General features: G+C 46.4%; 12 protein-coding genes. 9 read left to right on the top strand and 3 right to left on the bottom strand.

Annotated elements, in window-relative coordinates:
* The first annotated feature begins 59 nt into the window (after positions 1–59).
* Entirely contained in the window at positions 60–776 is a 717-nt protein-coding gene (locus MHI52_RS24910; RefSeq protein ID WP_282320348.1) for a glycosyltransferase, read from the top strand.
* Between the two features lie 249 nt (positions 777–1,025).
* Positions 1,026–1,556 (top strand): GNAT family N-acetyltransferase, encoded by a 531-nt coding sequence (locus tag MHI52_RS24905; protein WP_282320349.1) that lies wholly within the window; start codon positions 1,026–1,028, stop codon positions 1,554–1,556.
* Between the two features lie 144 nt (positions 1,557–1,700).
* Here the strand turns inward: MHI52_RS24905 and MHI52_RS24900 are convergent, their stop codons facing one another.
* Both MHI52_RS24900 and MHI52_RS24895 read right to left on the bottom strand, forming a co-directional pair.
* Positions 1,701–1,871 (bottom strand): hypothetical protein, encoded by a 171-nt coding sequence (locus MHI52_RS24900; protein WP_164783209.1) that lies wholly within the window; start codon positions 1,869–1,871, stop codon positions 1,701–1,703.
* On the bottom strand, positions 1,868–3,106 hold the full coding sequence (locus MHI52_RS24895) for a glycosyltransferase family 4 protein (protein ID WP_127547116.1): 1,239 nt from the start codon (positions 3,104–3,106) through the stop codon (positions 1,868–1,870). Before MHI52_RS24895 ends, MHI52_RS24900 begins: the two co-directional genes overlap by 4 nt.
* Positions 3,107–3,292: 186 nt before the next feature.
* On the opposite strand from MHI52_RS24895, the gene MHI52_RS24890 reads away from it, so the two are divergent.
* Together MHI52_RS24890 and MHI52_RS24885 are read left to right on the top strand one after the other, a co-directional pair.
* Positions 3,293–3,652: a hypothetical protein gene (locus tag MHI52_RS24890; protein WP_076253288.1), complete on the top strand. Its 360-nt coding sequence runs from the start codon at positions 3,293–3,295 to the stop codon at positions 3,650–3,652.
* Positions 3,653–3,870: 218 nt separating this feature from the next.
* Positions 3,871–5,400, top strand: a complete 1,530-nt coding sequence (locus MHI52_RS24885; RefSeq protein WP_235193922.1) for a DHA2 family efflux MFS transporter permease subunit — start codon at positions 3,871–3,873, stop codon at positions 5,398–5,400.
* Positions 5,401–5,492: 92 nt separating this feature from the next.
* On the opposite strand, the gene MHI52_RS24880 is transcribed toward MHI52_RS24885, so the two are convergent.
* A complete protein-coding gene (locus MHI52_RS24880) occupies positions 5,493–6,566 on the bottom strand; it encodes a glycosyltransferase family 4 protein (RefSeq protein ID WP_235193923.1) in 1,074 nt (357 codons plus the stop codon).
* A gap of 475 nt (positions 6,567–7,041) precedes the next feature.
* On the opposite strand from MHI52_RS24880, the gene MHI52_RS24875 reads away from it, so the two are divergent.
* The 5 genes from MHI52_RS24875 to MHI52_RS24855 all read left to right on the top strand — a co-directional run bounded on the left by MHI52_RS24875 (position 7,042) and on the right by MHI52_RS24855 (position 12,506).
* Positions 7,042–8,124 (top strand): ABC transporter ATP-binding protein, encoded by a 1,083-nt coding sequence (locus tag MHI52_RS24875; protein ID WP_405157829.1) that lies wholly within the window; start codon positions 7,042–7,044, stop codon positions 8,122–8,124.
* Positions 8,121–8,837 (top strand): ABC transporter permease subunit, encoded by a 717-nt coding sequence (locus MHI52_RS24870; RefSeq protein WP_017692528.1) that lies wholly within the window; start codon positions 8,121–8,123, stop codon positions 8,835–8,837. Before MHI52_RS24875 ends, MHI52_RS24870 begins: the two co-directional genes overlap by 4 nt.
* Positions 8,838–8,841: 4 nt before the next feature.
* A complete protein-coding gene (locus tag MHI52_RS24865; protein WP_282320351.1) occupies positions 8,842–10,236 on the top strand; it encodes a GldG family protein in 1,395 nt (464 codons plus the stop codon).
* Positions 10,233–11,249 (top strand): DUF4340 domain-containing protein, encoded by a 1,017-nt coding sequence (locus MHI52_RS24860; RefSeq protein ID WP_405157828.1) that lies wholly within the window; start codon positions 10,233–10,235, stop codon positions 11,247–11,249. The genes MHI52_RS24865 and MHI52_RS24860 overlap by 4 nt, the downstream gene beginning before the upstream one ends.
* Before the next feature lie 267 nt (positions 11,250–11,516).
* Positions 11,517–12,506 carry a YhcN/YlaJ family sporulation lipoprotein gene (locus MHI52_RS24855; RefSeq protein WP_341008710.1) on the top strand — a complete coding sequence of 330 codons (990 nt, stop codon included), beginning with the start codon at positions 11,517–11,519 and terminating at the stop codon, positions 12,504–12,506.
* Positions 12,507–12,703 lie beyond the last annotated feature (197 nt).

Below are 12,703 nucleotides of genomic sequence, written 5' to 3'. Positions count from 1 at the left end.
ATTAACGCCCTCTTTGCGCAGCATTTTACCTAAGACAGTAAGAGGAGGGGAAGGCCCGAATGGAGCCAAAAGTATCGATCGTCATTCCTTTTTACAATTGTGCTTATATCGAGCAGGCTGTTCACAGTGCCATTCACCAGACGTATCCGCATATCGAGGTCATCGTAGTGGATGATGGGTCAACCGAGCACGTGGAGCGGCTACAGCCATTCATGGATTCCATCCGCTATATTCGCAAAGAAAACGGTGGAACCGCGACAGCATTAAATGAGGGCATCAAACATGCAACAGGGGATTACTTTGTTTGGCTCAGCTCAGATGATGTGATGCTACTGGATCGGGTGGAGAAACAACTGACGTTTATGCGCGAGGTCAAGGCTTCATTCTGCCATGGTGCCTACCATTATGTGAATGAGAAGAGTGAATGGTTGGATACGGTGCATCCGGAAGTGGGAAGTCGTCTGGAGATGTTGCAGGTACTGCTGGAAGGTTGTCCGATCAACGGCTGTACTGTCATGTTAGAGATGGAAGCATTTGAGCGCTTCGGACTGTTCGACACTGATTTTCGCTACACCCATGACTATGAGATGTGGATGAGGCTGTTTCCAATGTATGAGCTGTTCTACTACAATGAACCTCTGATGTGTTACCGATTGCATGAATCGATGGGGACCAAACGCCATTTCAAGGCACTGGTTGCCGAGATGGAACAGGTTCAGGCGAAGCATCGGCCTATTCTGTTCAACTTACTTCAGGTTGGCGGGTACTGGAAGTAGATGGTTTTGGTAATGATGGCTGAATGAAATAGGTATTAAATGGACAGGAGAGCACCCTTATGAAACACTTTTTAAGTGTTATAAGTGGAAGCTCTTTTTTTGCTTTATGGACAGATATGTGGACACAAAGGGTGATCGATTGCTGAAGTCTCTGTATAATGAAATGATTCATACACAGAAGGGACTGGACTATGCGCAGATATCAATATCTTAAACCCAACTATTAATAAACTAATGGAGGTAAGAGTATTGATTACAGAGTTACACACAGAACGGTTATATTTGCGACAAATGAACGTATCGGATGCGGCCGGCTTGTTTAAAATTTGGTCTGATCCGGATGTAACTAGATTTATGAATATCACTCATTTTACGGATGAAAATCAAGCTATAGCCATGATTAATCTTCTGAATGATCTTGCTCAGGAAAACAAGGCCATTCGGTTCTCTATCCTTGTGCAAGAGTCCAACGAAATCATAGGTTCATGTGGTTATAATTCACTGGATTTTGACAATCTCAAAGCAGAAATCGGGTATGACATTGCCAGATCACAATGGGGGAAAGGATATGCTACGGAAGCGATCTCTTCTTTATTAGCTCATGCATTCTCGACTATGAAGCTGAATCGTATTGAGGCAAAGGTTGACCCCGATAATGTGAATTCTATCAAGCTATTACAAAAGCTCAATTTCACATATGAAGGTACTCTCAGAGCATACGAGAGGGTAGGCGAAACGTTCAGTGATCTGAATATGTATTCCAAGTTGGCGACAGATTAGAGAGATCTGTAATAGCGTGTCCTCGGTCCGTTAGAACACATTTGAAGCGAACAAGGGGTGTCCTCAGTCATTCATATGACAGATGGGACACCCCTTGTTTGATATTTCGGTATGTTATATAAAGACGGCATATCATTGGACAACTCAATCTTTTGAATTCATGATCGCCATGGATGCAGGATCGGGAAATATATATCCTTTAGGCAACTTTTTCATCAATTCATTCATTACAGCGTAATCCACGTTGATGTGAGGTGTGGAAACTGGAGTCGAAAACCAGCGATTGTATAGATCACTTGGTACAAGTAACGTCATATTGTATGTCCTCCTCTGTAGATGGCTTCTTGGTAGACTTGAAATGTACGCAATCCCATCACTTCCAGTGAACGATTTTGTTCAGCCCAGGCTTTCGCCGCCGCACCCACTGCTCTCCGGGTAACATGATCCTCAAGTAGTGCATCCAACAGTTCACGGAGCGAGTCGACATCCTGCGGAGGAACAACCCATCCCGTGCGTCCAGGGTCAACCATCTCAGGCATGCCGGCTGTACCACTGACGATAACAGGTACACCCGCTAGTTGCGCTTCGGTAACGGAGAACGGCTGGGTGTCCTGCAGACTGGGCTGGACATAGATATCTGCATGGCGCAGGAAGGAAGGAATATTGTCCAGCTTGCCCCAGAACACAACATCGGCTCCAATCCCCGTTGACGCGGCCTGTGAACGCAATTCATCGGTTAGATTGCCTTCTCCTGCGATCCAGCAGACCCAATCGGAACGTTTATTTTTCAGACTGGCTAAGGCCTTGATTAACACATGAACGCCCTTGATATATTCAAGTCGTCCCGTAAAGGCAATGACTTTCTTGCCCGCAGGTGGTCGCTGGCGGAACTTCACAGCTGCTGAGGCACGGTAGGCTGGGAGATCTACAGCATAGGGAATCTGTCTGAACTTTGATTCAGGAACGGCAAGCTCTGTAAGCGTACTCTTGATCCAGTGGCTTGACACGAGAATGAGCTCGGACTGTGCTGCACTTCGCTCTTCCAATGAGAGAAAATAACGTCCACGCTTGGATTGCAAATATGAAGGGAGAGTAAGCTGTGGGTTGGAATTTTGAGCATCGTAAAAGGCTTCGCGTGCAAGAGCGCCATGATAGCTTGTAACCAGTGGGATATTGCGGTTCAAGATGCGTTTTATGGCTACGGCAGCTACCGGATCTTGCGCATGAATAACGTCATAGTCCTCCACCCCCAGATAAGCGGCTGCCATCTCGAAGGCATATCTATTCAGTTCATAATAAGCGAGGAGAGGATCGGCAGTGAATTGTGGAAGATCAGTCGGATTGAGTTTGGCTTGCAACATGGGCCACACCTTATCCTTGGAGAAAGCTCGGTTCAGATTACGAACATATACTTCGTTATTGGCACCATTTGTGCCCATGATATCAACCTCTACACCAAGTGCGATTAACCTGTCGGCCAGTTGTTTAACATATGTCCATATGCCTCCCATATGTGTAAGCTCCCAATACGTAACGAGCAGAACTTTCATAGCTACCTCCTTGTCACGGCCTGCACCGGCCGAGCTTCTATCCTTTTATTCTATGAAAAAAGAGGACCGGAAGGTCGGGCATTTCCGTGTAATTGGTCGAAAATGGGTGAATGCAAATGGCAATGGACGAGAGGAAGCATATCCTATGTACAGGAAGGTTCGTGTGCTCCGAAGGAGGGATCTACAGTGGCGGTATATTTACTTGAGATTCATGAGAATCTGTTACAGACATTTGTTCCCGTCAAGTACATGGATGTGGAGTTGGCCTATGTGGGCGGCGAGGAAGGGACGGATGTATTTGTTGGTGGAGCCAGTATTCACGGAGAACTGTATCGACACCTTTTTCACCTAACGTCAAATTCGGGGGGAGCGGGCGGTAATCAGGTCATTCATAATCTGGATGTGTCATCCGAGCCTTATGAACTGAGGATCATCAGCAACAGTTCTTCACCGAAGCATCTGGTTATTCGAATATATTGCAGAAGTATTCACGGTCAGACATTGGGCATACTGTCAGAATATCAGATGATGAAGCTTGCAGATTGATATGGACATCATTGCATAATCATGATTTACCAACGTGTGGAGCAGGGAAGGTGCCTGTTCCATTTTTTTGTGGTGCATCCATAGTAGAATTGTCTGAAAAAATAGCTTGACAGCAAAGGTATTTTCATTAGAATTAGATCAGTATTAAACGAAAGTTTAAAACGACGATTTAAAACGATAGTTTGAAATTAGTCGTCAATATAGGCTGAGTGAGACGCATGGATAAGCCTGCGATCTACTGGCTGGAAAAGAGTGTGGAGAACGTGAAAGAACAAACAGCAGTACCCCAGGAGCCGGCAGAGTTTTCGCTTAAAGCCATTATACTGCCACTCCTGGCAATTATCGTCGGAATGATTATGGTTATTCTGGACAGCACGGTGGTGAACGTGGCCATTCCAAATCTGGTTCAATATTTTGAGACGGATCTTAAAACGATCCAATGGACGGTTACGGGTTACACCTTGGCTTTGTCTGCAGTTATTCCACTGGCAGGCTGGTTAACGGACCGTTTTGGTGCCAAAAGAGTATTCCTGTTCACCATTGCCATGTTTACCTTGGGTTCAGTGTTATGCTCGATCGCTCAATCACCTGAGCAATTAATCATTTACCGTATCATTCAGGGTCTCGGTGGAGGCATGGTTGCTCCTATTGGTATGGCGATGGTCTTTCGTCTGGCTCCGCCTGAGCGAAGAGGTTCCATCATGGGGATGCTGGGAATTCCCATGCTGCTTGCCCCCGCATTGGGTCCGGTGTTGTCCGGGTGGTTTATTGAATCACTGAGCTGGCACTGGATCTTCCTGATTAACTTGCCTATTGGTATTGCAGCTTTCATTCTATGTATCAAGTTTCTGCCTGATACAGATCGTGGACGCACACCTGCACTGGATCTGCTCGGCATGATTCTGGCGCCAATTGCGTTCTCGATGCTGGCTTACGGTGTGAGTGAGGGTGGAACGAGCTGGACGTCTGCAACAACTTTGACGGGTGTCATTGTGGGTGGTGTAGCGCTCATTTTGTTCATTATTGTGGAGCTTCGTCATCAAAATCCATTGCTCGAACTCCGGGTATTCAAATCATCTGATTTCTCACGGGGAATTATTCTCGCATGGGTGTCACAAGTGGCGCTGTTCGGTGCGATGATCCTGATCCCGCTTTATTTGCAGCAGATTAAAGGTTACACTGCACTGGAAACAGGATTGATTCTACTGCCACAGGCATTGGCTTCCGGAGTGGGTATGCCGCTTGGTGGTCGGTTGTTTGATAAAATCGGTGCTAGACCTCTGGCCTTCGTGGGTCTGGGTATTATCTCAGGAGCATTGTTTATTCTGTCCTCCATTACGGCAGAGACAGGTCTTGGCCTGATTATAACGGCTCTGGTCATGATGGGTCTGGGTATGGGCTTGTCCATGATGCCACTCAATACGCATGTATTAAATGCTGCTCCGCGTAAGTTGGTTGGACGGGTGACACCGCTCACGGCTGCTGCACAGCAAGTGGTCGTGTCCTTTGCGGTTGCAGGGCTTACAGGCTTCCTGACTTCAAGAATCGCAGACAATACAACGAGTACAGAGCCGACCGCTATCGTGCATGGTTTGGTAGCTGGTTTCAATGATACGTTTTTCCTGGCCGCTTGTATTGCATTGTTCGGATGTTTGCTCAGTCTGATTCTGCGGAAACCAAAACCGATGCCGGAAGAAGAACTTCAAAATGGCGACAAGCCTGATCCCGCGATGATGATGGGACACTAAGATTTTATAAAAACCATAAAAACCATAAAAACCATAAAAACCATACTAAGGCAGTTCAGAGAAATTTTGCTGAACTGCCTTTTTTGCTATGCTCAATGGAAAATTCGCAGTGCTGTCATCATTTCACGGAAAGAAATGGCATATCGATCTGGTGAAAAAGACAAGCTCATATGCTGTCTGCCCTGAATGCGAATATACTCACGCAGTTTCTTGTTATTCATGAGGTCCCTTGCTTCGGCTACAGCGGCCTCTACATTTCCAATTGGATAAAACTTACCAGTCTTATTATGTGTGATAAATGAACGCACACCATCCGAATCCGTGCTGAGCACCGGGCAGCCACAAGAGATAGCTTCAGCGACGGCATAACCGAATCCTTCAAGCAGAGAAGTGGATAACATGATGCCCCCTGAAGCGGCAATCATGGAATAATATGCAGGCATCTGAGAATGAGGAACATTGATAAAAATGCCAATTCGATCCTCAAGCCCGTATTCTGCCAGCATGTGCCGGAACATGACTTCATCTTCTGGATTAGCCAAAGTTGGATCGTGGAATAACCATAGTCTGGCTTCCGGATTTTTTTTGACGATTTCACTCGATATGATTAGATATTCACGCCAATTTTTGTTGTGTTCAAGTCGTCCTACCCAAGCCAGCACCGGATAGGGTGGGGTATCCACCAAGATTGGTGCGAAGGTGTCCGTATCCAGCATGTTGGGAATAACAAACCGATGAAGCCAAGGACAGATATGAATGAACATATCCAGCAGGTGGTCTGTGGGAGGTATAACGGCAGCATCACAATGAGCTTGGAGGTAAGGGACACCCATCTGTATCGTTTCCAGAGCTTGATCGCGCGCTCCGAGTCCCTGCGCTTCAAAAATAATCCGTCCGGTATAACCAAGTCCTCTCAAGCGGCCAGGCATAGCGATGTCTGAAGTGGCAATGATGGCATCATAATGATGAGTATGGATGATATGATGGATATCCTCGTCACTGGACGCGGTGAAAATGGGTGTATCACTGTTGTTCTGCAATCCCGAGCCTGTGCTGAGATACAATAGGTGCGCTTCAATGCCATGGCGTTTCAGAACAGCGGTGCGCAGTCGATTTAACGTATCCACGCCACCGCTCGGAACATAAAACGTGAATAATACTTTCACACGATTCACCCTCTGACTTTTGGTCAGGAGCACATTCTCCTGTACTCTATGTTACGTTGGCTTTAAGCGCAGGGTGTGGGTGTTGGTCAGAATGTTCACATTTTGGACATATATTTTTAAGCTGTCTTTTAAGTGTCATTAAGCTGAGGCTAGGATAGCTCCCGTAATATACAAGGAACTTCCCGTGCCCATCATCTATTACATAAGTTCAACGTAACATTTACACGATAACGGAGAGGGCAGAAATAACTTGAAGAAGCGAAGCGTTCGCCTAAAAGCTTTCTGAAAAGAAAGCTACATCGGAAGCATACGCTATCTCCGGATTTTTCCTTCTGAATGAAGGAATCAAAAAAATCTGGGGATAACAGTGATCGGAAGGTTATTCTGCCATCGGAGTGCAAGTGTAAATATTTTCAGTTGAATTTATATAACGAACGATGCTGCACGGGTATTTTAACGGGAAAGGATGAATGATGTGCTCGAAGTGAAACAGGTCAGCAAAGTTTACGAAGGGCAACGCGGCGTACATCAACTGGATTTCACCATGGAACGTGGTGAGATTGTTGGCTTTCTCGGACCCAATGGTGCTGGGAAAACAACAACGATGCGTATGATTACGGGTTATGTGCATCCAACCGCGGGTACCATTATGGTGGATGGGGTATCAGTGCATGAGCAGGGTCAGCGTGTTCGTTCCAAGATTGGGTATCTGCCTGAAACGCCGCCACTCTATCCGGATATGACCGTGCAGTCCTATCTTAAATTCGTAGCCAATTTGCGAGATGTCCCGGCACGTGAGGTTAAGCTACGGGTCAGTGAGATGGTTAGCAGACTTGGACTTCAGGGTCGGGAAAGGCAAATGGTACGTGGGTTATCCAAAGGATACAAGCAACGCCTCGGGCTAGCAGGAGCCATTATTCACAAGCCGGATCTGCTGGTTCTGGATGAGCCAACATCGGGCCTTGATCCAAATCAGATTATTGAGATCAGAGATCTGATTCGAGAACTGGGGGAGAACCATACGGTGCTGCTCAGTACGCATATTTTGCCTGAAGTGAGCACGCTCTGTAATCGAATGTTGATCATCAATCAGGGACAGCTCGTGCTGGATGGTTCACCTCAGCATTTCGGATCAGCAATGGGGGATCAGTTCAAAGTGTCGATTGAAGTGAAGGCCACTGCGGAGCAATTACATAATGTGCTGACACCATGGGAGAAGGTGCGGAGTGAAGTCATTCATACGTCGGATGCGAATACCGCCAAAGATACTTCACTTAATTCAGATTCGGCGAATACGGTTAAAATGCTGCTTACTGGAGAAAACTCGGAAGATTTCCGGGAGGAGCTGTTCTACCTTCTGTCAGGTGCAGGATTACCGATACTGGAGATGAAGAAGGAGAACCTGAGCCTGGAGCAAATCTTCCTGAAGCTGACCACAACCGAGGCAACAGACACAGACGCAAATTCGGACATCGACTCGTCGAGTATATCGGGAACATCAGTTGGTACATCAGCCGATACTTCGCCCCAAGCTCACAAAGGGGAGGACTCCAAATGAGACGAATGATGGCGGTATGTAATAAAGAGCTGCAAGCTTATTTTCTGTCACCAACGTCCTATTTTGCTTTTGCCGTGTATGTACTGATGACTAGTTTGCTGTTTTATTCAAGCTTTGTATATTACCAGCCGAGTATTGTCGATTATCGTCTCGTGTTGGGCGATACGTTGTCCATGCTGCTGTTTGTCGTGCCATTGTTAACGATGCGACTGGTTGCAGAGGAATTTAGACAGGGAACGGATGAATTGTTGCTGACTTCTCCGGCACGTGTAACAGAAATTATTTTTGGCAAATATCTTGCTTCTCTGGCCATTCTGGTCGTGCTCATCCTGTGCAGTCTGGTGTACCCATTCATTATGTCGTTCTACGGGACATTGGATATGACGACGGTATGGATGTCTGCGCTGGGGTTATTTTTCCTGGGCGGAAGCATGATGGCGATTGGACTGTTCGCTTCTACATTATCCCAGCATCAGATGGTGTCTGCGGTGGCGGGTTTTATTATTTTGCTCGTTTTGTGGATGCTTGATTCATTCGCAGGAAATACAGGTTCTGCTTTGCAACAGTGGCTGGACCCGTTTGCTCTGACCAACCGGTTCGACAGCTTCATGAAAGGTGTGCTTAGTGGGCCGGATATCTTGTATTATGTCACCCTTTCGGGTGTGTTTCTGCTGTTAAGCATTCAAATTGTGGAACGGAAGCGGTGGAGGTGAGAAGATGAAAAAATGGTTAAGTCATACCAACAGTACCGTGCTGTCCGTAGCGGTGATTGGCATCTTTATTTTGCTAACACTGTTCCTGAATTCACTTGGCGGCTTCCAGCTGGATCTGACCTCGAACAAACAATACACGTTATCTGACCAGTCTCTTACTGCGATCAAAAATGTGAAGGATGACGTCAACATTCTGGTGTTAACGGTCGAAAATGCCAACAACACCGTCCTGAACCGTGAGGTGACGGATATGGTCGAGGAATACACGAAACGTAACAGCAAGTTGAAGCTAAAACAGTATAATCTGACGCAGGAACCTGCGCTTGCATCCAAATATGGCATAACAGGCAGCTCCATTGTGCTGGAGCAGGGAGATCAACACAAAGTGATTGATATCGCCAGTTTGTTTACCGCGACAGGTGACGGCAGTGACGGATCATATCAGTTCACAGGTGAGGAAAAACTTACGCAGGCGCTCATGAATATGTCATCCACGGAGATGCACAAAATGGTCTTTTTGACTGGGCATGAAGAGCTGAGTCTCGCTCAGATGACTACGCTGCAATCCTCCTTGGAACAAAATAATGTGCAGACGGAAGAGTTGCAGCTGAATCAAGCCGGAAAGGTTCCGGAAGATGCAGATGTACTCGCCATTATTGGCCCACAACGCGATCTCAGTGATACCGAAATGAAAGCCATTCGTACATATCTGAGTAATGGAGGCAAGCTGTTATTATCCCTCGGATTTGTAGAAGATATGAAATCCAGTTGGAAAAACATCGATGCCCTCATGGCTGACTATGGCGTCGTTGATGAGCATGCGGTCATGGTGGATAATCAGCAAGCCAGTACGATGGGACCACTCTGGGTGGTGCCGGAGTATGGTACACATGCAATTACGGACAAACTTGCTGCAAGCCAATTGTATCCGATGTTGTCGTTGTCGATTGCGCTGACCAGCAAAGAACAGGATAAATATACCCTTTCACCGTTAATGCATTCTTCGAATGACAGTTATGGGGAGACAAATATCGGCGGCTTATTGCAGAATGAAACAACCAATGATGCCGAAGAGGACATTCAGGGCCCCGTTGAATTAGGATATGCAGCCGATACGACGGATGGTAAACCGAAGGCAGTTATTCTGGGCTCATCCATTTTCATGCAGGATTCGGAAATTGCGAATGGTGGCAATCGGGACTTTATTTTGAATACGGTAAACTATTTGAGTGAGAAAGAAAATGGATTGACGATTCGCCCACGTGTACAAGCTGGGTATGAGATGGCATACCTGAATGGCGAACAAGCCAGAACGATTTTCTTCGTGGCTATTGTAGCATTCCCACTCATCTTTGTTATCATTGGTGTACTCTTATGGTGGAGGCGCAGACGAGTATGAGAAAATGGGTTCCAACGATTCTGGTGGTCATCGTACTAATTGTGGGCTGGATGTACGCGGCTAGTCAAAATTATTTTCGAGAAGAAGAAGCGGTGCAAGCCAAGTTGCTTGGTATTCAATCCGGGGATGTTCAATCTATTACAATACATGACACAACGGAGGCGACATCCGATGCAGCAGCAACTTCGACTTTGACGCTTGAAAATGGCGTATGGCAGATGGTTGAGCCAAAAGCCTATCCTCTGAACGGTTACAGTGTTAGCAGTTGGTTAGATGCTCTGAGTGGTGCAAATCAGGAACTGGTGGTAGAAGAAGCGCCAACGGATCTGGATAAATACGGATTAGGAACAGATGCTACACGTATGGATATCAAACTCAAAGATAATCGGGAGATCAAACTGGCTATTGGCGGCCAGCTTCCAGCAGATGATGCATGTTATGTGCGTGTTGATTCGGGCCCTGTGGTTGCCGTGCAGACAGAGGCGATTACCAGCATAGCTTTGTCTCGTCGTGATTTGTTGGACACTATACCTTTTAACATGGATGAGACAAATGTTGGGTCTCTGGAGTGGGAAGGTGAAGCAGCTACCTGGATGTTAAAAACGACATTGGAGAACGATGCGGCAGAACAGACCTGGACATTGAATGGAAAAACGATTGAAGCCACAGATGCCGTATCTCTTATCGGCAAAATCAAAAACTTGTCGACAGCAGATGATGTGCGCAAAGCTTCCGAGCTGAAGAATTCGGTTCCCCGATTCACCCTGTCTGTTGAACAGACGGTCAATGGGCAACAAGTTCGAGATGTATATCGAGGAATTACGGTGCCATCCGAATCGGATCAGATCTGGGTCATTACACCGGATGGTCAATGGGCATATGGCATGGATGCGACAAGTCTAACGGAAGCCGAGAAATTCCCGGATACAATTAAAGCATCCATAACTTCTTCAGAAGAGTCATCTAGTTCTCCAAAGGACGAAACGACTTCCTCATCAACAGACGGGAAATGAGCGGGGCGGAAGATAAGTGATGTTATTGTGTTGAGATGCAAATATGATTTCGAGGCAGTGCTGCGAACAAGCAGCACTGTTTTTTTTATTTTATATAGCGAAGAAACTCACGGTCCACAGATCAAAACTAAAGATCAATAAACAAAGACCAAAACCAGAATACCTGAATCTACAGGGTAAGGTACCATATCCTTTCAGCATATCGGTACGTACAGAAGCGCATCCTATCTTTGTGACCAAAACCAACAAACATTGGAGGATGAGTACATGCCAGCAGTCAAAAAGGCAACAGCTATTACGTTATCATTATCTACTGCAATCTTTGTAATGGCCGGTTTGACAGGTTGTGGCACGAATCGGGATACCAACAATATGCATACGCAAAGTGTTCGTCAGCAAGCCAACGGCATTAACCGTTATGGTGTGGAAACAAATGGCATGGATGGCATCCGTGCGAAAAGTTATCGCATGCACAATGTTACTGACCTGAAATCCAGTGAAGAGCTGGCAAAACGTATCACGGAGATGAAGGAAGTAAAATCCGCCCGTGTCATGTTAACGGATCGTAATGCTTATGTGGCAGTTCGTTTGGCAGATGGTCATGCAGGCAAGTTGGAGAGCAAGTCCAATGGTCGTACGAGCATGCTGAATGGAACGATGCGTAATCATGCCAGTGATACCATGCGTGGGGGCAACATGAATCACGATATGGGTGGTATGCGTGTGAATGGCGGTACGGGCACAATGTCTCCGTACAGCACTAGCGGAATTGCTCCAGGACTGAACACAAATTCGGCAACGGATCGCAGCCATATGGGGAATGACCGCAGCATCTATGGAACCATGGGCACAGGCGCCGTTGGCATGATGCGTGGTCTGACAAACAGCGGCAAAGCACGTGGGACAGACGATGGGCATTATGGTATGAAAAGTGAAGGACAACGTGTAGATAGCACGGACGATAACACATCAGCTGAGATTAAGGGTAAGATTTCAGCCAAAATCAAACAGTTTGCACCAAATATCGAGAATGTATATGTATCAGCCAATCCAGACTTTGTGGAGCATGTCGAGAACTATGCCACAGATATTCGTAACGGTAAGCCCGTTAGTGGCATGATCGATACGTTCCAATCGATGGTGGAGCGCATCTTCCCAACGAACGGAACAGATACGAATCACCGTGATGGCATCCTTGACGATGGCCTGATGAACCGTAATAATAACGATGGCATGATGAACCGAATGAATCGGTAGTTCTGAAGACAGATGAACAAGTGTGCCTTTGCGCGGATGGCAACATCTGCTGCAGGGGCATGTTTATCTTACATAATCTCAAATATATAGACAACTGCTCACGTTCTCTTTGGACAATGAATCACATGTTTACTGCCCATTTTTCTTATAAAACTGAACCAACGCCCTTGACCTGACATAAGATGAGTTGACTGTAT

It is taken from the genome of Paenibacillus sp. FSL H8-0283, assembly GCF_045040675.1.
GTDB classification, from domain to species: Bacteria; Bacillota; Bacilli; order Paenibacillales; family Paenibacillaceae; genus Paenibacillus; species Paenibacillus amylolyticus.
This window is presented reverse-complemented; position numbering and strand designations above follow the sequence as displayed.